This window comes from Fundicoccus culcitae, from assembly GCF_024661895.1.
In the GTDB taxonomy this organism is placed as follows: domain Bacteria; phylum Bacillota; class Bacilli; order Lactobacillales; family Aerococcaceae; genus Fundicoccus_A; species Fundicoccus_A culcitae.
Genome location: NZ_CP102453.1, coordinates 1604780 through 1628125 on the forward strand (window position 1 = coordinate 1604780; position 23346 = coordinate 1628125).

The 23346-nt window shown below is 40.9% G+C and carries 21 protein-coding genes and 1 pseudogene; 9 read left to right on the forward strand and 13 right to left on the reverse strand.

All coding sequences use genetic code 11. The features are described 5' to 3' along the window. Positions 1 to 134 precede the first annotated feature (134 nt). The 5 genes from NRE15_RS07195 to NRE15_RS07215 form a co-directional block, all read right to left on the reverse strand. Positions 135 to 905 carry an ABC transporter permease gene (locus NRE15_RS07195; protein WP_313794913.1) on the reverse strand — a complete coding sequence of 257 codons (771 nt, stop codon included), beginning with the start codon at positions 903 to 905 and terminating at the stop codon, positions 135 to 137. After that, the gene (locus NRE15_RS07200) at positions 898 to 1833 is read right to left on the reverse strand and encodes an ABC transporter ATP-binding protein (RefSeq protein WP_313794914.1); all 936 of its coding nucleotides are present in this window, start codon (positions 1831 to 1833) and stop codon (positions 898 to 900) included. Before NRE15_RS07200 ends, NRE15_RS07195 begins: the two co-directional genes overlap by 8 nt. A 70-nt stretch (positions 1834 to 1903) precedes the next feature. Further along, positions 1904 to 2317: an arsenate reductase (thioredoxin) gene (arsC, locus tag NRE15_RS07205; protein ID WP_313794915.1), complete on the reverse strand. Its 414-nt coding sequence runs from the start codon at positions 2315 to 2317 to the stop codon at positions 1904 to 1906. A 126-nt stretch (positions 2318 to 2443) separates the two neighbouring features. After that, positions 2444 to 2956, reverse strand: coding sequence for an SRPBCC family protein (locus NRE15_RS07210; protein WP_313794916.1), 513 nt, complete (start codon positions 2954 to 2956; stop codon positions 2444 to 2446). Positions 2957 to 2968: 12 nt separating this feature from the next. Next, positions 2969 to 3961, reverse strand: coding sequence for an ROK family protein (locus NRE15_RS07215; protein ID WP_313794917.1), 993 nt, complete (start codon positions 3959 to 3961; stop codon positions 2969 to 2971). A gap of 175 nt (positions 3962 to 4136) precedes the next feature. Here NRE15_RS07215 and NRE15_RS07220 point away from each other — a divergent pair, with 175 nt between their 5' ends. From NRE15_RS07220 to NRE15_RS07250, 7 genes and pseudogenes are all read left to right on the forward strand, one after another. Continuing rightward, positions 4137 to 5282 carry an MFS transporter gene (locus tag NRE15_RS07220; protein WP_313794918.1) on the forward strand — a complete coding sequence of 382 codons (1146 nt, stop codon included), beginning with the start codon at positions 4137 to 4139 and terminating at the stop codon, positions 5280 to 5282. A gap of 503 nt (positions 5283 to 5785) precedes the next feature. Beyond that, complete coding sequence (locus tag NRE15_RS07225) at positions 5786 to 6409, forward strand: sugar O-acetyltransferase (protein WP_313794966.1); 624 nt, start codon at positions 5786 to 5788, stop codon at positions 6407 to 6409. A gap of 25 nt (positions 6410 to 6434) precedes the next feature. Then, positions 6435 to 7238, forward strand: a pseudogene (locus NRE15_RS07230) (HAD-IIB family hydrolase). Between the two features lie 130 nt (positions 7239 to 7368). Continuing rightward, positions 7369 to 7539 (forward strand): hypothetical protein, encoded by a 171-nt coding sequence (locus tag NRE15_RS07235; protein WP_313794919.1) that lies wholly within the window; start codon positions 7369 to 7371, stop codon positions 7537 to 7539. 428 nt (positions 7540 to 7967) lie between these two features. Beyond that, positions 7968 to 8924, forward strand: coding sequence for a mannose-6-phosphate isomerase, class I (gene manA, locus NRE15_RS07240; RefSeq protein WP_313792219.1), 957 nt, complete (start codon positions 7968 to 7970; stop codon positions 8922 to 8924). A 25-nt stretch (positions 8925 to 8949) separates the two neighbouring features. Next, positions 8950 to 10881 (forward strand): BglG family transcription antiterminator, encoded by a 1932-nt coding sequence (locus tag NRE15_RS07245; protein ID WP_313792220.1) that lies wholly within the window; start codon positions 8950 to 8952, stop codon positions 10879 to 10881. Continuing rightward, positions 10874 to 12826, forward strand: a complete 1953-nt coding sequence (locus NRE15_RS07250; RefSeq protein ID WP_313792221.1) for a fructose-specific PTS transporter subunit EIIC — start codon at positions 10874 to 10876, stop codon at positions 12824 to 12826. The genes NRE15_RS07245 and NRE15_RS07250 overlap by 8 nt, the downstream gene beginning before the upstream one ends. A 228-nt stretch (positions 12827 to 13054) precedes the next feature. Here the strand turns inward: NRE15_RS07250 and NRE15_RS07255 are convergent, their stop codons facing one another. From NRE15_RS07255 to NRE15_RS07270, 4 genes are all read right to left on the reverse strand, one after another. Then, complete coding sequence (locus tag NRE15_RS07255; RefSeq protein ID WP_313792222.1) at positions 13055 to 13975, reverse strand: hypothetical protein; 921 nt, start codon at positions 13973 to 13975, stop codon at positions 13055 to 13057. A gap of 82 nt (positions 13976 to 14057) precedes the next feature. Further along, positions 14058 to 14450, reverse strand: coding sequence for a 30S ribosomal protein S9 (gene rpsI / locus NRE15_RS07260; protein WP_313792223.1), 393 nt, complete (start codon positions 14448 to 14450; stop codon positions 14058 to 14060). Positions 14451 to 14464: 14 nt separating this feature from the next. Continuing rightward, complete coding sequence (gene rplM / locus NRE15_RS07265) at positions 14465 to 14908, reverse strand: 50S ribosomal protein L13 (RefSeq protein WP_313792224.1); 444 nt, start codon at positions 14906 to 14908, stop codon at positions 14465 to 14467. Positions 14909 to 15082: 174 nt separating this feature from the next. Then, entirely contained in the window at positions 15083 to 16150 is a 1068-nt protein-coding gene (locus NRE15_RS07270; RefSeq protein WP_313792225.1) for a M42 family metallopeptidase, read from the reverse strand. A gap of 245 nt (positions 16151 to 16395) precedes the next feature. On the opposite strand from NRE15_RS07270, the gene pgeF reads away from it, so the two are divergent. Together pgeF and NRE15_RS07280 are read left to right on the forward strand one after the other, a co-directional pair. Beyond that, positions 16396 to 17139, forward strand: a complete 744-nt coding sequence (pgeF, locus tag NRE15_RS07275) for a peptidoglycan editing factor PgeF (protein WP_313792226.1) — start codon at positions 16396 to 16398, stop codon at positions 17137 to 17139. Continuing rightward, positions 17132 to 18400 carry a BaiN/RdsA family NAD(P)/FAD-dependent oxidoreductase gene (locus NRE15_RS07280; protein ID WP_313792227.1) on the forward strand — a complete coding sequence of 423 codons (1269 nt, stop codon included), beginning with the start codon at positions 17132 to 17134 and terminating at the stop codon, positions 18398 to 18400. Before pgeF ends, NRE15_RS07280 begins: the two co-directional genes overlap by 8 nt. Before the next feature lie 1245 nt (positions 18401 to 19645). Here the strand turns inward: NRE15_RS07280 and phnE (NRE15_RS07285) are convergent. From phnE (NRE15_RS07285) to NRE15_RS07300, 4 genes are all read right to left on the reverse strand, one after another. Continuing rightward, entirely contained in the window at positions 19646 to 20455 is an 810-nt protein-coding gene (phnE, locus tag NRE15_RS07285; RefSeq protein WP_313792228.1) for a phosphonate ABC transporter, permease protein PhnE, read from the reverse strand. Between the two features lie 12 nt (positions 20456 to 20467). Further along, a complete protein-coding gene (phnE, locus tag NRE15_RS07290; protein WP_313792229.1) occupies positions 20468 to 21295 on the reverse strand; it encodes a phosphonate ABC transporter, permease protein PhnE in 828 nt (275 codons plus the stop codon). Then, positions 21295 to 22056, reverse strand: coding sequence for a phosphonate ABC transporter ATP-binding protein (phnC, locus tag NRE15_RS07295; protein WP_313792230.1), 762 nt, complete (start codon positions 22054 to 22056; stop codon positions 21295 to 21297). The genes phnE (NRE15_RS07290) and phnC overlap by 1 nt, the downstream gene beginning before the upstream one ends. Before the next feature lie 112 nt (positions 22057 to 22168). Then, on the reverse strand, positions 22169 to 23197 hold the full coding sequence (locus NRE15_RS07300; protein WP_313792231.1) for a phosphate/phosphite/phosphonate ABC transporter substrate-binding protein: 1029 nt from the start codon (positions 23195 to 23197) through the stop codon (positions 22169 to 22171). Between the last annotated feature and the right edge of the window lie 149 nt (positions 23198 to 23346).

Here is a 23346-nt window from a genome sequence, read left to right on the forward strand (position 1 = left end):
AATGGCAAATGAGAAAACGTTATTGTCACTCAGATATTTCCATGTGACAATAACTTAGATGAGCATTGAAAGTCGGCCTATCACTTCCCGCTTACCTTAGCAGTGGCCAGACCTCCCACTTACCAATTATCCCCCTAACTCCGCAAGCCTTTCCCGGTATCGACTAGATAATAAGCCAAGCCATATAAAGCGAGTGTAAAGACCAGTAAAATCACCAACGAAGTCGTTAATGGAATATCGGTAGAACCGAGGAAACCATAGCGGAAAGCAGAAATCATATAGGCAATGGGATTTATTTTAGAGACGCCTTGCCAAAATGGGGGCAACATCGAAATCGCATAGAAGACGCCCCCTAAATAGGTCAACGGTTGGATGATGAACATGGGAACGATTTGAATGTCATCGTAGGATTGCGCGTAAACACCGTTAATCAGACCCGCTAAAGAAAAGACAATGACGGTTAACAACAAGACGCCAATGACAATTGGCCATGAATAGACCTTAAGCGGAACAAAAAATAATGAAACGATGGTCACTAAGGCACTAACAATTAAGCTACGTCCCAAGCCCCCTATAACAAAGCCCCAAATAATCGCGTGGGTTGGAACAGGCGCTACCAGTAATTCTTCGATATTTTTTTGGAGTTTTTGCGAAAAGAAAGAAGATGAGACATTGGAATAGGACGAATTGATGGCTGACATCATAATTAAGCCCGGCACAATAAATTCAATATAAGAAAAGCCATCAATTTGACCAATGCGTCCACCAATCATTTTCCCAAAAATTAGAAAGTACAAAGAGGTGGAAATAACCGGCGGAACCAATGTTTGGACCCAAATTCTTAAATAGCGATTGGTTTCTTTAATAGCTAAACTTTTTAAAGCAGTGAAATAAACTTTATACATCTTGGCGGTCTCCTTGTCGTTTTTCTTCAGTGATTTTTAAGAATAATTCTTCTAAACGGTTGGAACGATTGCGCATAGACACCACTTTAATCTGTTGTTGACTTAACTGCTCAAAAATCCCATTGATGCCTTGTTCGCGCTGCACGTCAACCACTAACGTTTGCGGATCTTCAAACGAATAAATATAACCATCAATCACCGGCGCTTTTTCATAAGGATCTAAATCAAAAATAAAGGTCTCATATTGTAGTTTAGCCAGTAAAGCCTTCATACTGGTGTTTTCAATCAATTCCCCCGCTTGGATAATGCCAATATTACGACACAGCATCTCTGCTTCTTCTAAATAGTGGGTGGTTAAAATAATCGTCGTCCCCGCTTCATTCAATTGGCGCAAAGACTGCCACATTTCACGACGCAATTCAATATCAACCCCTGCGGTGGGTTCATCCAAAATCAATAACCTAGGCTCATGCATTAAGGCCCGTGCAATCATCAAACGGCGTTTCATCCCTCCCGAAAGCATCCGCGCACGCACATGACGTTTCTCCCATAAATCGGATTGTTTTAAATATTTTTCACTCCGCACCAAGGCTTCTTTACGCGGAACACCATAATAACCCGCTTGATTTACCACAATTTGTTCAACTGTTTCAAAGGGGTTAAAGTTAAATTCCTGTGGCACTAAGCCGATTTGTTGTTTGGCTTTTTCTAAATCGGTATCTAGATCATAACCAAACACACGCACACTCCCCGACGTTTTATTAACTAGAGAGCTCACAATCCCGATAGTCGTGGATTTGCCCGCTCCATTTGGACCAAGCAAGGCATAAAAATCCCCTTCTTCAACCGCTAAATCTAAACCTTTTAAGGCTTCCACCCCGGTTGCATAAACTTTTTTCAAATCATTTAATTCCAATGCAAATGCCATGTTGTCGCGCTCCTCATGAATTTTTTTCATTTAAAAACATGCAGCAAATGGCTACATGTTTCTGTTTACCCTATTCAGCCTCCGCTAAGGCAAGGATATTTACTTTAATGGTATCTCTAACCTCACGAAACTTGTTCATCACTTCTTCAGCCGTACCGGTCGCCCGCGCTGGATCTTCCAAGTCCCAATGAACATGCGTCGACGTCGGTGGAATCACCGGACAATTGTCCCGCGCATCGCCACATAAGGTAATGATTAAATCGGCTGCCGCAAAATACACCGGGTCAATCACATCCGACGTTTGCATGTGAATATCCACCCCGTCCTCCAACATTACCTGAACCGCCTTCGGATTCAAACCATGCGACTCAATTCCAGCACTTTGAATGATATAATCCCTTGAACTCAACAGCTTTTTAGCATAACCTTCCGCCATTTGACTCCGACAAGAATTCCCCGTGCATAAAAAATAGATCTTCTTCATGATGAATAACCCCTTTTTTATAATAAATACCACTGCAAATCCGTCACTGTTAGCCACCTATACTTTAACTACAAGAATATTATACGTTACTTCTATCCTTACGGCTATGAGAAATTGACGCCTATCTTAACCCGTATAGCTAATTGAGCCTGTTTCCAACAATTCCTTGAGTCCCAAAAACATGTAATGCCAGCCTTGTTCCGTGCTGGTTAACCATTCACCTTCTGCTTTTTCAATATCCACGGCCGTCCATTCTGGCTCATGAATAACATGGATTTCTTGCGTAAAAATCATTGATGTGCCTTCATCGTTAGCCTTTAATTCAACCGTCAAAGTATCAAACAAATCCTCATAACCGACCGGACTGAGTTCGGGCATCATAAAAGTTAAAACCAACTTATGAGGGGCGTCGACCAACAAATATTCACCCACCGCCCGATAATCCTTGCCTTGGCGATGGTCGACAATTTCCCACTGTCCTCCCACCACCGGCTCATTGACAGCTACTTTATTGGTCGCTTTCAAGGTAAACAACCATTGACGCATCATCTCTGGCTTAGTCCAGGCATCAAAGACTTTATCAATACTCACACCAAATTCTCGAATCATACTTAATGCGACCGTTGAAACATTTTCCATTGGATTCACTCCTTATAATATCATCTTCCAGGGGCTTTCTTGCATGACTAACCACCTTAACCCCATGGTAACAGACGCCTGAAAATCTTCCACAAAGTATATGGCAGGGATATTTATTTGGTTGGGTAAGAGGGAGTTTTCAATGGGAAGTCGGCTGAGCGGGCCGGCTCTGACCACGAAAGCGCCCGGAGCTATCACGGCATTATAAATGGCTAAGATTTCCAGTACACTTTCGGTCATGGCCTGTTCATCGGCCGGTGGCTGCGCATCAATTAAATGCGGGAGGTATTTCGCTTCACCGGCCAGATTGTGACGGCCTTCAACGAGTGTCCCCTGAGAAAAAATACTAATGCCCGGCATACTGTTTTCCGGATAAAAAATCCCCACCACGGTATTATCAAGACTTAAATGATGCAAACGACTGTAGCCAATCGTCATTAAATGCGCATCGTTTTGAATCCGAACAGGGATATCAGTAAGGGTCGCTAGAGCTGCCTCAATATTCCAGCCATCAAACAAATCGCCCCAGCTGGACACCACCACCCCTTGGTAAATTTTCCCAGGTAGCGACAGACCAATTTGCGCTAAGTTCTCTACTTGTTTTAAAAAATGCTGGACATGCGTCAGCAATTCATTTAAATCAACCTGGTTAAATGGCCTTTTGGCTTCATACTTAACGGTCCCTTTTAGGTTAACGATTTGACCAAAAAGAATCAATTTGCGGTCATCGGCCGTTTTTTCTTCTTGAATACTCAGCAATAAATCATGTTGCAGATCGTAATTGAAAGCATAGTTCAAGGCCGGTCTGCCTAATGGTTGCTGGACCGCTTCCCCTTCTAATAAAATATTTGCTTCCACCAATTGTTTAACTAAGGCATTAATCGTAACCACACTTAAGCCCGTTTCTTTAGCCATTTCCGCTTTTATGGCTGTCCCTTTTTCAAACATAAAGGTTTCTAGGCGATTGAGGTTCTGTTGGCGGATCAAATTTTGATTTTGTGTCATTTCGGCTCCCCTCTTTAATTAAATCGATTAATAAACTCATATTAAATATAGTCTATCCCGTCGGAAAAGTAAATCGGATATTTATTTAATTAACTTAAGTAAGGTTGTTTATTAATTTGAATAAATATGTTATAACTATACTAGAAAGTTTTCCAAAGGAGCTGGATCACCTTTTATGTCTATGAAAAAAATAAGCATTTTATCCCTATCAACCGTGACCGGTGCAGCCACAGCCATCACAACCATCATTCCCTTAATGGTCATCGCTTTTCCTAACCAGAGCCAAGCCGCCGTCGAATCCTTGGTAACCATCGCGAGTTTAAGTGCCTTAGTGACAATTGTGTTCAACGACTGCTTTACACGACGGTTGGGTGTAAAGAAAACCATTTTGTTAGGCTTAATCGGTGCTATTATATTCGGGATTATGCCCTACTTTTTGACGGATTTTTATGCCATTCTGGCCAGTCGCATCCTCTTGGGCTTAGCCATTGGACTCTATTCGCCACATGCCATTTCCCTGATTTCGTTATCTTATTCCGGCCAAGAACGAACTACGCTACTTGGCATGCAGATGGGCATCAGCGGTTTAGGCAACGCCATTTTCCTGTTCGCCGCCGGCATTCTAGCCGCCATTACCTGGCAAACAACCTTTTTCGTCTACTTATTAATCGCCTGCGTTGCTTTACTCGTTTTTCGTTTCGTTCCCGAAGTAGACCTGCCCATCGCCCGTAAGAACACACCATCCACCCCAATAAATATCCCCGTTTTAACGTATAGTCTGCTTTGCTTCATCACTTTTCTGATATTTTGGGGGGTGCAATTAAAATTGCCTTCCCTACTAGTAGAAAAAGGAATTGTCGCTAGCGAAGCTTCAGGCCTTATTTTAGGCACCATGAATATCGCCGGGATGTTAGCAGGTTTTGCTTTTGGCTCTTGTTACCGCAAAGTGCAAACCCTGTTGTTGCCGATTGGTTTTATCGGCGCAGCGGTATTTATTTTCAGTATGGTCTATTTGGATGGCTTTGTCAGTCTTTTGATCGTTGTGAATTGCTATAATTTCATTTTTTCATTTACGGGTCCAACGATTGTCTTGAAGGTGAATCAGCACGCGTTGGATCATCAGCTCACACAAGCCAACTCGATGGTAACGACGGCTACTATCCTCAGTTCATTTGTCGCCCCTTTTGTTTGGAATCCCATTAGTGAATGGGTAGGCGCTGGAGACCAAGCCAGTCTGACCTTGATGATTGTCGGCTTTAGCGCCTTATGGGTTGGCTTGGTTTTATTAGCCATTTACCGGCCTCGCAGTGCTAGGCGTTAGTTGTGTTCTTTCAGTTGTCGCAAGGCAGAAGTGGAATATTACGGCTAGGTTTGTTCCACTTTCCTTACCTGCATCAAATTTTTATGGTGACTATATTAAGTTCCGCCCAAAATATTGCGAGAAAATCGAACGTAAGACCTAGTGAAACGATTCAATAGCCACCCTCTTGCTGATTTGCTAATGAGCGCCAGACAAGTTGATATGAAATTGTCGCGCGCCAGTTATGCGCGAGACAAATTTATCTAAAGTTGTCGTGCGCCTTAGGAGCGCGAGACAAATTGACCAGAAGTTGTCGCGCGCATCGGGAGCGCCAGACAAGTTGATTCGAAATTGTCGCGCGCTTGGCTAGCGCGTGCCTTCGGAAGTTCGAGATGGCCTGCGGGACAAGAGCGCGTGTCTTCGAATACTCGGGATGGCCCGTGGCACACGAGCGCGTGCCTTCCGACGCCTGCGCTTGGCTATCGGGCACTATAAATTGATTAAAGGAGATATTTATTTTGGATATGAGGGAACGAATGTTGGATGGGAAGTTGTTTTTGGATAATTGTCAGGGGTTGGATGGGGAGCGGATGGCGGCGAAGAAGCGGATGGCGGCGTTTAATCGACTGAGTCCGGATGATTATGACCAAATTCGTGCGATGAAAGCAGAGATATTTGGTCAAGAAACGGATGTTTTTATTGAGCAGCCTTTTTATTTTACTTATGGGCGTAACATTACGGTTGGCAAGGGGACTTATATTAATTACAATTGTAATTTTATTGATGATGGGAAGATTACGATTGGGGACGGCGTTTTGTTTGGGGCGAATGTGACGATTGCGACAGTTGGGCATCCGATTAATCCGCGTTATCGAAAATTTATGTATACTGATGCCGTTGTCATTGAGGATAATTGTTGGATTGGGGCTGGGGTGATGATTAATCCCGGGGTGACGATTGGGGAAAATTCGGTAATTGGGTCAGGCAGTGTTGTGACGCGGGACATTCCTGCAAATAGTGTGGCCGTTGGCAATCCGTGCCGCGTGGTTCGTGAGATTAATGCCGATGATATGCGTTATTATTACCGTGACCGCTTAATTGATGATGAAGAGTTAAAAACCGTTGAAAAGACAAATCAAACAACCTAAACTAAATATCACTGGAGGTCAGATGATGATAAAATTAATTATTTCAGATTTAGATGGGACATTTTTAAATAGCCACAGTGACTTTGACCGCGATTATTACCGCAAAGTCAAAGCATTAATGGACGAACAAGATGTAATTTTTGCGGCTTGCACAGGCAAACAATGTGAGCGGGTTGAGGAATTATTTGGTGAGGAATTTGCCAAAGATTTATGGATTATGGGTGACAGTGCGACGCGGATTAAACACAAGGGTGTATATGTTTATGAGTCCTTGTTACCTAATGCCATTGGATTGGAAATTATTGACCAATTAGAAGCTATTGCAACCGACCATGTCATCATCGCTTGTACACCAACAGCGGCTTTTATCAAATCTTCCGTGGCAGAAGCAGAAGCGAAAAAAGTCCGTGGTTCCTATGCGGTCGTTAAAACCATCGATCAATTACAAGCGATTGAAGAAGATTTTGTTAAAATTACTGTATTTGATCCGCATTTACGATGCTTCGAAACGGTCAAAGAATTGCAGCCTTTTAAAGAGCGAGCTTACATCGTTGCTTCAGAGGCTGCCTGAATCGATATATCAAATTATGGTGTGCACAAAGGTACGACGGTGAGTGAACTACAAAAAATACTTAAGGTAACGGCTGATGAAACGATGGCTTTTGGAGATGGCATGAATGATGTGGAGCTGATGGCAAGTGCAAAATATAGCTTTGCAATGAGTAATGCCTTCGAAGAAACGAAAGCCGCTGCTGCTTTTGTCACCAAGTCAAATGATGAAAACGGCGTTTTGAAAACGATTGAGATGCTATTGGATTTGCAAAAGTAGTTTTTAGTAAATGTAATATTTATAAAAAATTTAAGTAAATATTATTAAAAAAGAACGTTTGTTCCCCTATCAAATTTTCTTATCTGATGATATATTTATTTAAAATATATTGTTAAAAGAGGTTAAAGGCATGGACAAAAAATTAAGTGTTGATTCGAATAAAGAAGAAATCCGTATCGATGAAGGTAATGGTCAACAATTCACGATTGAAGTGGAAGAATTGATTGAAGAACTTGAAAATATCGGGGATTACGAAGGAATTAAAGAAGTCGAAAAAGACATCGAAGAAATGGGCAATTAATCGCTTAATTTTACGTAAACTAAACTAAACCTACCTAATGAATTCTGCGGGAATTATTAGGTAGGTTTTAATTTTGCGTAGATGTCAGAGAAACGACTGTATGTAGGCAGTGGATGCGTGTTATTCGGATTGCTATCTTTTCAAATAATTGGGTTTTATTTTGAATAATCCCAATTATTTGAATTAGGATTCTAAAAAAAGTGTCAGTCAGCTTTCTTCCCCACACTCACTTCTTTTCCCTGCCATTCACCAGATTTTGGCGGAGATAGTTTTTTTGCGATATTTATTCAATTTATAGATTGAAAAAAAGTTCTAATTAATAAAGTTATCTCCCACAACCTTTATTTTGTCCGCATATTAAAGTAATTAATCAAGATGATTAAATCCAAGGGCTTTGTTAATATAAGATTAGAAAGCGAGGTTATTTTATGGAACCTATTTTTTTAAAGCCTGCATTTCAAGAGAAAATATGGGGAGGTAATAAGTTAAGCACAGAGTTCCACTTGGACATTCCAAGTGAACATACGGGTGAAGCTTGGGTCATCAGTGCCCATCCCAACGGCTTATCCTATGTCAAAAGTCCAGCAAAATATCAAGGTCAATCGCTAAGCCGTTTGTATGAAGAGGTACCGCAAATATTTGGCCCTCATCATCCAGAGCCATTTCCTTTACTCGTAAAGATACTTGATGCAAGAGAAGATTTATCTATTCAAGTCCACCCAAATGATGATTATGCTAAAGAACATGAGGGTCCTGAAGAACTTGGAAAGACTGAGTGTTGGTACGTCATTTCTGCGGATGAAGGGGCAAGTATTGTATATGGCCATCATGCTAAAACCGTTGAAGAATTTAAAGAGTATATCCATACAGGAAATCTAACTAACGTTTTTCGAGAAATCCCTGTAAAAGCCGGCGATTTTTTTGATGTTCCGGCAGGAACGATTCACGCTATCGGTGGAGGGATTACCATCTTGGAAACTCAACAAAGTTCGGATACGACTTACCGTGTTTATGACTTTGATCGTATTGATGATGAAGGTAAACTGCGAGAATTACATTTGAATCAAGTGGAAGATGTTACCCTATTCCCACATCGTGATAGTCCATATACAAATCAAGCCCTTATTCTTGAAAAGAATCAATTGGTTAAGTTAATGTCTAATGAGTATTTTAATGTATACAAAGTTGAAGTAGATAGTCAAGTTGATGTCCCACTTGAATTAAATTACTACTTAGCAACTGTCATTGATGGTGAAGGTTTACTAGTAGTTGATGAGAAAAGTTATGACTTACCTTTGGCGGAATCATTTATATTACCTTACGGCACAGAATCAATGACACTAAAAGGAAATTTCAGTCTTATTATATCAAGCCCTAATTATTGATTCTGTCTAAGAAAGGAAAATGTATATGAGAATAGAACATAGTTCAATCCGCTTATTGTCTATTCTTTTCGAGACCCCTGAAACAACGACTACAGAATTAGCCAAGAAAATGGGAGTGTCTACCAAAACCATTCAGCGATATCTTACAGATATTCTTGAGATTATCGAACATCTATCGATTGATTTAGAGTTAATTATTCATCCCAATAAAGGCGTTAAATTATCGGGAGACTTTAACAGCTTTGCACTAGTTATTCAGAAATTAAATCAACTTTCAGTCAATGAAGAAAAGGACCGTTTGTTTTTTATAATAAATACAATTATTAATTCAGAAGTCCCTATTACCATTCAATACTTGTCTGAAACGATGCATATTGCTCGTTCTACAGTTGAAAAATCTATAACAGATGCTCGCGAATTTTTGCGTGACTTTAATATAGAAATCAAAGGAACCAATAAGGGACTTACGATTAAAGCCAATGAAAAACAAAAGCGCAAAATTCTTTCTGAGCTAATTAGTCAGTATTGGCACGGAATTGTCGTTAACGTTGACGAGGATGAGACTCTACCTCTCAATATCTCGTTGAATAATCAGCTTATGCCAATGATTGATCAAGAATTAATTGAAGCTGTTCAAGTGCTAGTTAATCAATTCGTCATTCAACATAGTTTAAATATCACAGAATATCAATATCAGTCCTTCATTATCCATATCGCAATAGCCATCGATCGGATTAACAAGGATTTCTACATTCAAAATCTAGAAACACATCAAGAATTAAATGATTTAACAACAGAACTTGTTGCTGATATTGAAGAAACATTCGATATTGATATTCCCTTACTGGAACAACATTATCTGAATCTCCATATTCAGGGAATGGTCAATCAAGTAAGAAGCGATGACGATAAAACACTCATTGAAAAATTGGACTATGGGTTAGAAATTATAACTATTCTAGAACAACAGCTATCCTATCTTAATCCTGACCAAATGTTGTTAACAGACTTGTCCGTCCATCTAAATACAAGTGTCAAACGCTTAAAACAAAATATTACCGTTAGAAACCCCTATAAAGATGAGATTCGAAGCAAATATTCTGCGGCATTTAATATCGCTGTTGAGTTAGCAGTGGAATTATCTTCTCACTTTGAAATTCTTTTTAACATCGACGAGATGACCTATATTGCGATATATTTACAAGCTTTTTTCGAAAGACAAAAGACAGAAAAGTTGGATGTTGTACTCGTATGTGCAAGCGGTTATGGTACAGTCAAACTCTTGGAACAACGCTTAAAAAATCATTTTAGTAATTCAATTAATATTACGGATACCATTGGGTTGGATAAATTGAACACCTTGGATTTCGCTAACAAATTAATTATCAGTACAATACCAATTAACACGCATCAAGACAATGTCATAAGTGTAAGTCCACTACTGACGGAGCAGGATATTCAAAATATCAGTCATCGTATATCACGACAGAATATATTCCAGTCAAATTCTTTCTTAGAGTTAGTCAATTCAGATTTAATTTTCCTGTCAAAAGGTATGAATGAGAATTGGAAGACGGTCATTGAAATTATTGTCAGCCAACTGATAATGAAAGGTTATGCAGAGGTAGGTTTGTTAGAGAGTGTTTATAGTCGAGAACGATTGTCATCAACAGCAATGGAATTTTTCTCCATGCCTCACGGAGATGTTAAATATATTAAGCAATCAACCATTAGTGTGTATGTAAATCCTAACGGTATTCAATGGGGTAAGCAAAGAATAAATGTTGTCTTCTTCTTCGCAATCCAACCGGATGATCAAATTCAAATAAACGATGTCTATAAAGATTTTAATCATTTAATTTCAAATGAAAAATGGGTTAATCAATTAATCAACACAGAAAATAGAGAACACTTAATAAACTTATTCAAAAATGAAAGGAATGAGAGTAATGAGTAAAAAAGTTATAGCAATTACAGCTTGTCCAGTTGGTGTTGCACATACGTATATGGCTGCCGAAAACTTAGAACGTAAAGGCAAAGAGATGGGGATTGATATTAAAGTTGAAACGCATGGTTCAATTGGTATTGAAAACCAATTAACTCAAGAAGATATCAACGAAGCCGAAGGATTAATTATCGCCTCAGATAAAGATATTGATAAATCACGTTTCAATGGTAAACGAATTATTGAAGTTCCGGTAAGACAAGGTATAGATAATCCTGAGAAACTAATCCAAGATATTTTAGATGGTAAAGGGAAAATTCAAGGGGGACAGGCGGCTGTCAAACAATCTGAAGCGAGTGAAAAGGCTGGAAACACTGTCTACAAGGCTTTAATGAACGGCGTTTCTTACATGGTTCCCTTTGTGGTCACAGGGGGACTACTCATTGCCGTAGCCTTATCAATTGGTGGAACCCCAACTGAAGCAGGGTTTGTCATACCAGAAGGTACATTCTGGGCAAATGTGAACGCGATTGGTGGAGCTGCTATGAGCTTCATGGTGCCGATACTTGCTGGATATATCGCTTATGCTATTGCAGACCGTCCAGGTCTTGTACCCGGTGTTGTTGGTGGGTATATTGCAGCGAATGGTTCATTCTATGGATCAGAAGCTAATACTGGCTTCATCGGTGGTATCATTGCGGGCTTCCTAGCCGGGTATGTAGCAAAGGCAATTAAGAAAATCCCTTTCCCGAAAGCCTTTAATTCCATCATTCCTATAATTATCATCCCCGTCTTTTCGACCTTAATTGTAGGTTTGGTATTTATCTATTTAATTGGACAACCTGTCGCTTCTCTCTTCTCAATCATGACGGACTGGTTAGCTGGTATGCAAGGCGCAAACTCAGTCATCCTGGCAACGATTATCGGGGCAATGATTGCAGTGGATATGGGGGGACCTTTCAATAAAACCGCTTTTCTATTTGGTTCAGGCTTAATTGCTGAAGGTGTCTTTAATGTCATGGGTGCTGTTGCCGTTGCTGTATGTATTCCACCGATTGCGGTAGGGATTGCATCACATATGTTCAAGAAAAAATTCAGTGAAGCTGATCGTCAAGCCGGAACCGCAGCAATTATTATGGGATTCTTTGGAATTACTGAAGGGGCTATACCTTTCGCTGCTAAAAATCCTACCCGCATTATACCAGCTATAATGGGCGGTTCAATTGTAGGATCAATAATCGCAATGTTATCAGGTGTAGGTGGGCATGTGGCTCACGGCGGACCAATTGTTGCACTCTTAGGCGCTATTGATAATGTGTTCATGTACTTTGTCGCAGTGATTGTGGGTGTGGCTGTTACTATCGCTTTACTGGCTGTATTAGTTCCTGATATGGAGCCAGAATTAGCTGTGATAGATAATGCCGCATTAACGAATGATTTAGATCAAGGGAACACTTCTGAAGCAGTCGTCGTGAATGAAACGCAAGTTGAAGCCAATGAAATATCATTAACCGATTTAATGACTGAAGAATTAATTATCATGAATGTTCAAAGCACAAACAAAGCAGATGCTTTCAAAGAGTTTATTAGCTTGCCCGTTGTGGGTGAACGAATCTCAGACCAAGAAGCCGTTCTAGCAGCTATTAATAAGCGAGAATCTGAAGGTTCTACTGGAATGGGAGAAGGAATTGCCATACCTCATGCTAAGTCTGATAAAATAATCGTTCCAACGGTTGTCTTTGGTCGTTCGGAGCAAGGTATTGAATGGGAAAGTATTGATGGTCAACCTGTTAATGTAGCATTCCTTATATTAGTCCCACAAAAACATCAAGGTGATATGCATCTAAAAATATTACAAATCTTAGCTCGAAAATTAATGGATCCTACTTTTAAGGAGAATCTATTAGCAGCAACTACTAAAGAAGAAGTATACAATATTCTAAAAGAAGTCAAGTAAGTTGATAGTCTAGATCTGAAGCGTAACTCATTGAGATAGTTCTCAATGGGTTACGCTTTTTTTGGTAGTTACTACCGCAAATAGGTTGGAAATGTGTACTGGCATGTCAATTGCTTTGGTGCGGTTAAAAGAAATTATTATGAAGACTAATGGCTAGGTATGGCCTAATATAAAAACAAACACACACTACCAAATCGAGAAATACACGCCCTATCATGGTAGTGATATTTATTTAAAATCCAAAACTTCATTACTTTCCTGAAACAATTGCCGTGCAAAAACCTGAATGCCATTTAAGTCATAAACGCCATCAATATCATTTATTTCTTCCTCAAAGAAGCGGTGATTAAAAGCTTCTTTTATCTTCACTGACGCTTGCACATGCCCCTCATTTATTTGCGTGCTCTTGGCTCGCTCATAAAAATTACCTAATATACTTAGTTCATTCGAATAAATCAGTTCAACCAACTTAGCTCGGTATTCCAGTTCCGCATTCGTGATACCCTCATACTTTCTCAAATCTAGGCTATGTTGCGCTTCATGTTTCAGTAAGCTAACCTTAAAAGACTCACTTTCGAAATCATAGCGATCACGAATACAACAAATCGCGCCATTCGCTTGGGCCCAACCACCTGTCCCAGCCAAACCAAACGAAATATAATCCATCCAGCTCCGAGTAATAAAACCATCTAAAATAAATATTTCAAAATCTTCCGTTGTGTCAGGTAATTCAACCGAATATGTAACAACTTCTTTACTTTTCCAAACATAAGGTCCGTAATAGCCATTTGATTTTCCACCTAGGAAATAATAGTCCTGTGCTTCAATGATGACTTTCAATTGTTCTTCTAAAACTTCCATTGGCAGATTCTTTGAGCCTAATAATGTTGATAACCTTTCGCGTAAATATTCCTCTGCTATTTTAGTTTCCACACCATCATAAAACACGTCATGAAAATATAATTGATAAGGCATTAATAAGTTATCCATGGCTGGATCTTCTGATAATTGGATAAATTCTTTTCTTTTAAAGAGCGCGTGGTACTTTTCAATCGCTGACGGGTCCTCATGATACCTTTCAATATAATCCATCGCTTTTTTCAAATCACCCTGGATAAAAATATTTTTTAAATGTTGTTCATTATACATGGCACACTCCCCTTTCTGCAGTGATATTTATTTTACAACAAAAAAACACCCTCTCCAAGAGAAGGTGCCCAATATATAAAGATTAACGTTTTGAGAATTGTGAGGCTTTTCTCGCTTTTTTGAGTCCTGGCTTCTTACGCTCAACCATACGTGGGTCACGCGTTAATAAGCCTGCTGATTTTAATGCTGGACGGAAGTCTGGGTCAACATTTAATAATGCACGAGAGATGCCGTGACGAATCGCACCGGCTTGACCTGAGAAACCGCCACCTCTTACGTTTACGATGATATCATATGATCCTAATGTTTCAGTCACTGCAAAAGGTTGTTTCATAACTTCGTGTAAGTGAGGGAATGGAATGTATTCTTCGAGTGTTTTGTTATTAATGTTGAATACACCAGTTCCTGGCACTAAGCGTACACGAGCTGTTGAGTTTTTACGACGACCTGTACCTAAATATTCTGCTTTAGCCAATGATTGTTCCCTCCTTAAATAATTTCTTTAATATCAAGTGTTTTTGGTTGTTGAGCTTCATGTTTATGCTCAGCACCTGAATAGACATTTAATTTAGTGAATTGTTTACGCCCTAAACGATTATCTGGTAACATCCCTTTAACAGATAATTCGATTAATTTGCGTGAATTTTTCTCACGTAATTCACCAGCAGAGATTGATTTCAAACCTCCACGGTAACCGGTGTAACGGTGATACATTTTATCTTCAGCTTTATTTCCAGTTAAAATGACTTTGTCTGCATTGATAACCACGACGAAATCCCCTGTATCCACATGAGGAGTGTAAGTTGGTTTATTTTTTCCACGTAAAATTGAAGCCACCACGGTTGAAAGACGACCTAAAGGCACATCTGTTGCATCGATTAGCACCCAGTTACGTTCAACTTCGTTTTTCTTTGCCATATATGTTTGACGCACGTTGTTTTCCTCCATTTGTAAATCTTTTGTTTGACAATACTATTGAGTTTCCGGGGCTCTCTAGTGGGGCAAACAATACCGTTCTTTATCTTACAGTTATTTTCATCAAAAGTCAATGCAACTTGCAAGAAAAAGGGATATTTTTTTGAATAAATACCCCTGCTTCTTATTTAGTTAGATTTGACTAAATATCGCTGCGTTCATTTCTCTCAAAATCGCTAATACAAGTGCTTTGGCACTTTCAAAATCTTCATAAGCGACATAACCATAGTGGGTATGAGCATATCTTACGGGAATACCTACAACAATAGTGGGAATACCTTTGTTAGCTAAATGATAGGCACTTCCGTTAGTGCCGCCCCCTTTACGAACAGACCGTTGGGCTTTAATTTGGTGCTTTTCAGCTAAGTCCAAAGCAAATTTTTGAAAACCTGGATGCGTAATCATCGACACATCAAAATCACGCAACATCGGCCCTTTCTTTAAAGCCGATTGAATTTTATAGTCCGGCGTAAACGTATCGTCAGCGGGGCAACCTTCAAACACAATGGCTAAATCCGCATCTACTTGGTTAGCAACAACTTGCGCCCCACGTAAGCCAACTTCTTCTTGCGTTGTCAGAACCGCTTGAAGATTGACATCTGATTGTGCTTGTTCAGCCTGAAATGCTTTCATGGTTTCCAGCAAACAGGCACAACCAATCCGACAGTCAAACGCTTTACCGAGTAAAATTTGGTCGTTATGCAACGTTTCAAATTGAACGTCCGGAACAATCGGATCACCTACTTGAATTCCAAGGGACTCGGTCTCCTCTTTAGTTGAAGTCCCGACATCAATCACTAAGGCTTCCATGGCGAGCGGGGCTTTTTTCTCTGCGTCGGTCATAAAATGTGGCGGTGTTGAAGCCGTAATCCCTTTAATTTTGTTGCCTTCAGCGGTGCGAATCATAACCGTGTGAGCTGGAACATTATTAACCACCCAGCTACCAAGCGGTAAAAATTCAATCATGCCGTTGGGACGAATAGCTTGAACAATGAAACCCACCTCATCCATATGCGCATCTAATAAGACCTTGACACCTTTGGTTGGTTGATTTTCATACCTTAATGATATATTCCCCATCTTATCGGTCTCAATTTCCGCAAACGCCTGGGCATACTCCTTAACAATTTCGCCTACCTCTTTTTCAAAGCCAGATACCCCAAAGGCATTCGATAAACGTTCAATCAACTTAATTGCCATACTTCTCTACTCCCCTCAATTAAATATCTCATCATCCGTTCATGTTAGGTCAGTTTCGCTTATGAGTCAATGACAACGGCTTGCTTTTTGCATATCTTTATTCCTATCTTTTTTTCAAAAATAGCAGTGAAGCAATTAATCCAACGATCTATATAATACCTTTCGAATGTTGGCTAATCACATTGTCATTCTCCCCAAAAATCTTTACAATAGAACTACCCTAGAATGAATAGTGAGGATATTTCATGAATAGTAAACTTTTAAGTGACCACGGCTTATTAAATTATATAGCTGGTGCTGACTATAATTTCCGTTATACCTTAATTGGTGATCAAATTAAACCGGAAATCGAACGTGCCGTTACGCAATTAAAAGCACCCGTAAAAGAAATTTATACCGTTGCGCAGACTCACAGTGCTAATGTGGCATATGCGAATGGCGAAAATGGCGAACCTTTTGTTATTGGCAAAACATTTGCTGATGCAGATGGCTTAATTACCGACAAAGCCGGTGTTGCCCTCTTAATTAAATATGCCGATTGTACACCGGTAGTTATATTTGACCCCGTTCGAAAAGTTCAAGCGATTGTGCATGCTGGTTGGCGTGGCACGGTTCAACGCATTAGTCAATTAGCCATTGAACAAATGATACATGATTTTGACTGCACTTTAGAAAATCTCTATGTGTATGTTGGTCCAACGATTGATCAAGACCACTATGAAGTCGGCCTTGACGTTTATGAAGCGTTTAGCACATTCCCTAACCGCGATCAATTATTTTATCCCAAAGGCAATAAATATCATTTGAGTATGCAAAAAGCCAATCATCAGCTTATTTTGGAAGCAGGCATTGATCCAAGCCATATTGAAGTCGAGGCGGCTTCAACTTTTACGGATGCCCGGTTTCATTCCGCGCGACAATCAGGGGCTAACTATCACTTAAACGGCTTAGTCACCATGATTCCTTCCGCCGAGGTGAACCATGGTTAAACCTTTCTATGATGTAATTGTCGTCGGTGCCGGTAGCAGTGGCTTAATGGCCGCCATTCAAGCCGCCCAACAAGGCGTCAGCGTCTTACTTATTGAGAAAAACAAACGTCCTGGACGCAAATTATTGTTATCCGGTGGCGGCCGGTGTAATGTCACCAATCGCACGACCCGTGATGAACTCATTAAACACATCCCCGGTAATGGAAAATTCCTCTACAGTGCCTTAAACCAGTTTAACCAAGAAGACATCATTGACTTCTTTGAAAGCCAAGGTGTAGCCCTCAAAGAAGAGGATCACGGTCGCATGTTTCCAGTGACGGATTCCGCTCGCACCATTCTAGACACTCTGCTCGACAATTGTCGCGACTTAAGCGTGGATTTATTAACCGAAGCAACCGTTGAAACAGTGATATTTAGTGAAGATAAAAGCAAAATCGCAGGCGTGCAGCTAACAACTAAGGAAATTATTGAGGCTAAATCGGTAGTACTGGCAGTTGGTGGGCGGGCTTACCCACGGACAGGCGCGACCGGCGATGGCTACGCTTGGGCGAAAAAGGCGGGTCACACCATTGCGCGCTTATATCCGACGGAAGCGCCCTTGCTGTCGGACGACGAAATGATTGTGACGCAGGCCTTGAAAGGTGTTTCCTTGCGCGATGTCAACGTGACGGTGTGGGATGCGGAGGGCAAAGCGATTGTGTCGCATCTTATGGACATGATTTTCACCCATTTCGGCTATTCTGGCCCCGCGATTTTACGTTGTTCAGGCCACGTTAATCAATATCTCTTTGAAAGTGGCGCCGACCGTTGCCATTTGTCGATTGATTTACAACCGTCCCTAACGACCGATGCCCTCGAAGCCATCGCCGAATCCCAACGCGACAAACAAATCCTAACCATTTTAAAACAATGGATGCCCGAACGCATGGCCGAGGTCATCCTCTCTCAACTAAATATCACTGCCACAACCCCTTTCAAACAATTAGAGCACGAATGGCGTGCTGCCTTGTGGTCGCGTATTAAAGGCTTTGCTATTACCTCGATAGGTTCACAACCGATTGAAAAAGGCTTTGTTACCGGTGGTGGTGTGAATACTAAGGAAATCGAACCCAGCAGTATGGAATCCAAGTTGATGCCAGGTCTGTTCTTTTGTGGTGAGTTGATGGACATTAATGGCTATACCGGTGGCTACAACATTACTGCCGCTTTTGTAACCGGAACAATCGCCGGCCGACACGCCGCCTGGGCTTCGATGGGGTAGTAGGGGGGGTGGGTTGGTGGGGGTTTTGGTGGGTTAGAAGGAAGTTGGTTTGGTGGGTTAGAAGGAAGTTGGTTTGGTGGGGCTGAGGTGTGATTGCGAGTGGGTTTGGGCAAGCTTGGCTTGAATTTACTGGCGAAGGATGACTACTCCCTCGCCACCTAATCAATTTGCTGGCGATGCATCGCCACTCCCTCGCCATCTATTCAATTGCTAGCTCTCTACCCGCTAAAAGCAAATGAATTTGATATTTTACCATCCACCTATCAAGTCGCTCTCTGGCTGTTGGGACTTACCATCCGCCTCTCATCTCGCTCTCTGGCGGTTGGGACTTGCCATCCGCCTCTCATCTCGCTCTCTGGCGGTTGGGACTTGCCATCCGCCTCTCAAGGTAAGCGAGAAGTGACGGACCGACCTATTGTCACTCAGATTTTCTCCCATGATAATAAGACGTCCCATTGTCACTCAGATTTTCTCCCATGACAATAAGCCGTCACATTGTCACTCAGTTTTTTCCTCATGACAATAAGACGTCCCATTGTCACTCAGATTTTCTCCCATGACAATAAGCCGTCACATTGTCACTCAGATTTTCTCCCATGACAATAAAGCGCCCTATTGTCACTCAGATTTTCCCTCATGACAATAAAGCGCCCCATTGTCACTCAGATTTTCCCTCATGACAATAAGCCGTCCTATTGTCACTCAGATTTTCTCCCATGACAATAAAGCGCCCCATTGTCACTCAGATTTTTCCTCATGACAATAAAACACGTTAACTAAAGATAGCACGACAAATGGAGGAAGAGAGTTCCTCCACTCAGGATAATTTTAATTGCTGGCTAGAAGGTATGTAAGCTTCGCCACCTAATTTAATTGCTGGCTAGGAGGTATGTAAGCTTCGCCACCTAATTAATTTGCTGGCGAGAAGATATAAGGCCTTCGCCACCCAATTGAGAATACGTTGTCTAACATGACATTGTATCCGAAATCAACCTGTTCCTTCACTTCCCACTTAACTTACAAAACAGAATACCAGCCTTTCGCCAAATCGTAACCATTTCCACCCACGCTAATCATTCCCCCCTGAAAACGCAGGGCACACCTTCCATCCATGCTATTCATTCACCCCCCTAAAATGCAGCGCAGTGCCCACCTTCCATCACCCTAGCACCCCATCCCCAACGCAAATAAAGCGACGCATGATGAACCTACATCAGGCGTCGCTTTGTTTATGCGATATTTATTTTAACCGGTCGCTAGACGGGTGCGGATTTTGCCTGAGAGGTATTCGACGACTAGAATCAGGGTGATTAAGCCAATCAGGATGGCACCGACTTGGTTCCAGCGGTAGGAGCTCATGGCGAAAATCAGAGGCGCACCAATCCCACCGGCACCTACGATACCCAGTGTAGAGGCATCGCGCAGGTTCATATCGAAACGGAAAATCAAGGTGGACAAGAGGCTCGCGCTCAATTGTGGAATGATTCCGTAACGGATTTTTTGGAAAGTGTTTAAACCAGCGGCATCCAAAGCTTCGAGAATGGATGTGTCAATATCATCGATGGTTTCACTAAACAATTTAGTCAGCATTCCAATGGAAGTAACCGACAAAGTCATCAAACCAGCAAATGCACCGGGACCTGTTACACGGATAAACATTAAACCGTAAACGAAACTTGGAATGGTGCGGATGATAATGACAAACAAGCGCACAATCACGACAACCGGGACTGGCATTATTTTACTTGAGGCTAGAAAGGCGATAGGGAATGAGAACACCGCCCCTGTTAAGGTCCCTAGAAAAGCGATGGCCATGGTTTCTAACAACAAATAAGGGACAGATTGTTTGGTAAAATTGAACAAAAGGTCTGTGTCCGGCGACAAAATACCTTTAAAGATATTGACCGCGACGCTTAAGCCCATCTTTGTCATGTTGACTTCATTAACGGTACTACCAGACCAGATAATTAAAATCAAAACCAGGATGCCCCAGAACCATTGTTGATAACGGCTGCGATTTTGGTTTTCATAGATTTCATTTATTTTATTAACCATTTATTCAGCCTCCTAAGTTAATTTCTGTCTGAAGTATGAGCTGAGCGCTTCGATGACCGTAACCGTCACAAATAAGCAAATTAATATCATACCGACATTCGCATACTCACGCCAAGCGATATTTTCATTCAAGATAATCCCGATACCACCGGCACCGACATACCCTAAAATAGCGGCATGACGCACATTACCTTCAAAGGTATATAAAGAAATAGATAAGTATGAGGGTAAAATCTGCGGTTTGATGGCAGCCCAGAAACTTTGAATACGGTTGGCACCCATGGCCTCCATGGCTTCATAAGGTAACATGTCAGCTGTTTCAATCATTTCATAGAGTTGCTTACCGACAAAGGAAAAGGTGAAAATCGCGATGGCCAACGTTCCTGCAAAAGTACCTAAGCCAAAAATATAGGTTAATATCAAAGCGGTCACTAAGGTTGGGATGGTCCGAATTAAACTCAACAACAATTTTAAAATCCCTGAAACCCAAGAATTCCGCACCAAATTCGTAGACGCCAACATAGCATAAGGCACTGCCAACAACGCCCCTATAATCGTTCCAAGAACGGACATTTTAATGGTATCGATCAAAGGCGTAATAACTTGTCCAATGAAGTCCCAGTTGGGTGGAATCATCGCTTTTAAGATAACGAAAAACTGCCCGCCACGACGCACTAATACGGATAAACTAAAACCGGTTAATTCTACCGAATAATAAATGGCAATAATAATAAGTACTAACACAATAAGTGTCCACGTCCGTGGTTTTTCGACTGTTTTTCCGTTTGATAAGGTAATCGTCTTAGTGGGTAACAGATATTTTCTGGGTTTGTTTGCCATTAGGACACCCCTTCCATCGCTTCCGTTTTCCCTTTATAAATATAATTGAGTGTTTCTTGGTCGACTTTGTCCGAAGGCCCATCAAAAACAATCTCACCATCGCGAATCCCAATAATACGATCACAAAACTCAAGCGCCAACTCAACGTGGTGGATATTTATTAAAACAGAAATATTATTGTCGCGGTTAATCCGTTTGAAGTCGTTCATCACGACATTCGCCGTCACAGGATCAAGTGAAGCGACCGGTTCGTCGGCCAAAATAATTTTAGGGGATTGCGCCAAAGTCCGCGCCAGCGCCACCCGTTGTTGTTGACCCCCAGAAAGTTGGTCGACCCGCGTATAAGCTTTATCCAAAATCCCAACACGGTCTAATTGCTCTAAAGCAAAGATTTCCTCTTCTTTAGTAAAGTAACCAATGAGATTGCGCCAAGCAGGTAAATCCGGGACTAAAGCATTTAACACATTGGTGATTACTTTGGCCCGATTGACTAAGTTGAAGGATTGGAAAATCATCCCGATATCACGGCGGAAACGACGTAATTCCTTCCCTTTCAGTTGACTCACATCGATGTCATTGACCGTCAGCGAACCGTCTGTAATAGGATGCATTTTGTTGATGGTGCGGATCAACGTCGATTTCCCCGCTCCCGAAAGCCCAATAATTGCCACGAACTCTCCTTGATTAATCGTCAAATCAATATTCTTCAGTGCGGTCACCCCATTGGGATAAACCTTCGAAACGTTTTTGAATTCAATCATATACTTTCTCCTTGTTGAAATTCTTTTAAATAAATATCACCACAATAAAAAAGGGACAGCTAATCTAATAGTTGCCCCTTAATTATATACGAACTTTTACAATTTAAAAGCCTTATTCAGCTTGTTCACGTAAAATTCTTTGTGCTTCACGCTCATTATCGTAATCTTCAGAAGTGGCTCTTTGATATCCTTCGTGGCTATAGATAGAAATAACTTCTAAGCCTGCTTCTGTTTCAGAAATATTAATGAAGGCTTGTGCAATAGCTTCTTTTAATTCATCAGTCATAACTTCTGAATTAAGTGATACTGAAACTGTATCGTTATAAACGTTTGGTGTTACACCAATCACATTTGTTTCTTCCCAAATTGAAGCTTCACGTCCCATATCGCCTTCCCAATCTTCAGCGTAATCACGACGTAAGTCAGCGAAACCAACAACGATATCAACTTGTTCAGCCGCTAAACGTGCAATTGATGAAGCGTAAGATTCTGCTTGAACAATTGTTGATAAATCAGAAACCATCTTGCCATCATAACGTTGACTTAACCAAATAGATGGGTAGATGTAACCTGATGATGAAGAAGATGACATAACTGACCAGTTAGCACTATCTAAGTCTTCCCAAGTTAATTCTTCACCGTTATTTACTTTAGCAGCAAGCTCTTGACCTTTTTCAGAAGGACCAGCAATAATTAAACCTTTGTAGTAAGTAACTTGTTGGTCACCTGTTTCAGTAGGTAAACCATCATTCCAGTCTGCTGGATTTTCAGAGTCTTTTGAAAGCCCTGCACGTGTAGATGTTAATAAAACTTCAACATCTTCATCGAATAATACATAAGTTCCCCCAGGGATTAAACCAACATCAGCTGTACCAGCGGCCATTGCTTCGCCAACTGCTTCATAGTTTGTACCAACAGTAATTTCAACATTACCAACGTTAAAACCTAATTCCGCTAACTCATCAATTAATAATTGTTTTAGTGGCTCAGTGGCAGTAATAATTTCTTCAGGATCACGCGATGGAACGAAAGCTACGGTTAATTGATCAATTTCCGTTGGTTCTTGCGCAGAAACTGTTGATAAAGCAGTGTTTGAAACTAATAAACTTGTTAAACCTAGTAAAGCTAAAAACTTTTTCATTTGATTTCCTCCAAATATATTATTTCTAAACCGATTATAACAGATTCATTTTTTATTAAAAAGGCTTACCTTTTCAATTCAAATAAATATCACTGCCTCTACTATCCTTGGAAGCGGTTCATCAATTGAATTGTTCATGTTTGTTACAT

What these genes read in the sequence shown, in the direction of transcription:
- NRE15_RS07225 (WP_313794966.1), top strand. Translation starts at nt 5,786, where the DNA reads ATGAGGGAACGAATGTTGGATGGGAAGTTGTTTTTGGATAATTGTCAG.
- NRE15_RS07195 (WP_313794913.1), bottom strand. Translation starts at nt 905, where the DNA reads ATGTATAAAGTTTATTTCACTGCTTTAAAAAGTTTAGCTATTAAAGAA.
- phnE (WP_313792228.1), bottom strand. Translation starts at nt 20,455, where the DNA reads ATGGTTAATAAAATAAATGAAATCTATGAAAACCAAAATCGCAGCCGT.
- phnE (WP_313792229.1), bottom strand. Translation starts at nt 21,295, where the DNA reads ATGGCAAACAAACCCAGAAAATATCTGTTACCCACTAAGACGATTACC.
- NRE15_RS07210 (WP_313794916.1), bottom strand. Translation starts at nt 2,956, where the DNA reads ATGGAAAATGTTTCAACGGTCGCATTAAGTATGATTCGAGAATTTGGT.
- NRE15_RS07235 (WP_313794919.1), top strand. Translation starts at nt 7,369, where the DNA reads ATGGACAAAAAATTAAGTGTTGATTCGAATAAAGAAGAAATCCGTATC.
- NRE15_RS07270 (WP_313792225.1), bottom strand. Translation starts at nt 16,150, where the DNA reads ATGGCAATTAAGTTGATTGAACGTTTATCGAATGCCTTTGGGGTATCT.
- NRE15_RS07245 (WP_313792220.1), top strand. Translation starts at nt 8,950, where the DNA reads ATGAGAATAGAACATAGTTCAATCCGCTTATTGTCTATTCTTTTCGAG.
- NRE15_RS07280 (WP_313792227.1), top strand. Translation starts at nt 17,132, where the DNA reads ATGGTTAAACCTTTCTATGATGTAATTGTCGTCGGTGCCGGTAGCAGT.
- phnC (WP_313792230.1), bottom strand. Translation starts at nt 22,056, where the DNA reads ATGATTGAATTCAAAAACGTTTCGAAGGTTTATCCCAATGGGGTGACC.
- NRE15_RS07300 (WP_313792231.1), bottom strand. Translation starts at nt 23,197, where the DNA reads ATGAAAAAGTTTTTAGCTTTACTAGGTTTAACAAGTTTATTAGTTTCA.
- NRE15_RS07200 (WP_313794914.1), bottom strand. Translation starts at nt 1,833, where the DNA reads ATGGCATTTGCATTGGAATTAAATGATTTGAAAAAAGTTTATGCAACC.
- NRE15_RS07255 (WP_313792222.1), bottom strand. Translation starts at nt 13,975, where the DNA reads ATGTATAATGAACAACATTTAAAAAATATTTTTATCCAGGGTGATTTG.
- pgeF (WP_313792226.1), top strand. Translation starts at nt 16,396, where the DNA reads ATGAATAGTAAACTTTTAAGTGACCACGGCTTATTAAATTATATAGCT.
- NRE15_RS07220 (WP_313794918.1), top strand. Translation starts at nt 4,137, where the DNA reads ATGTCTATGAAAAAAATAAGCATTTTATCCCTATCAACCGTGACCGGT.
- manA (WP_313792219.1), top strand. Translation starts at nt 7,968, where the DNA reads ATGGAACCTATTTTTTTAAAGCCTGCATTTCAAGAGAAAATATGGGGA.
- NRE15_RS07215 (WP_313794917.1), bottom strand. Translation starts at nt 3,961, where the DNA reads ATGACACAAAATCAAAATTTGATCCGCCAACAGAACCTCAATCGCCTA.
- NRE15_RS07250 (WP_313792221.1), top strand. Translation starts at nt 10,874, where the DNA reads ATGAGTAAAAAAGTTATAGCAATTACAGCTTGTCCAGTTGGTGTTGCA.
- arsC (WP_313794915.1), bottom strand. Translation starts at nt 2,317, where the DNA reads ATGAAGAAGATCTATTTTTTATGCACGGGGAATTCTTGTCGGAGTCAA.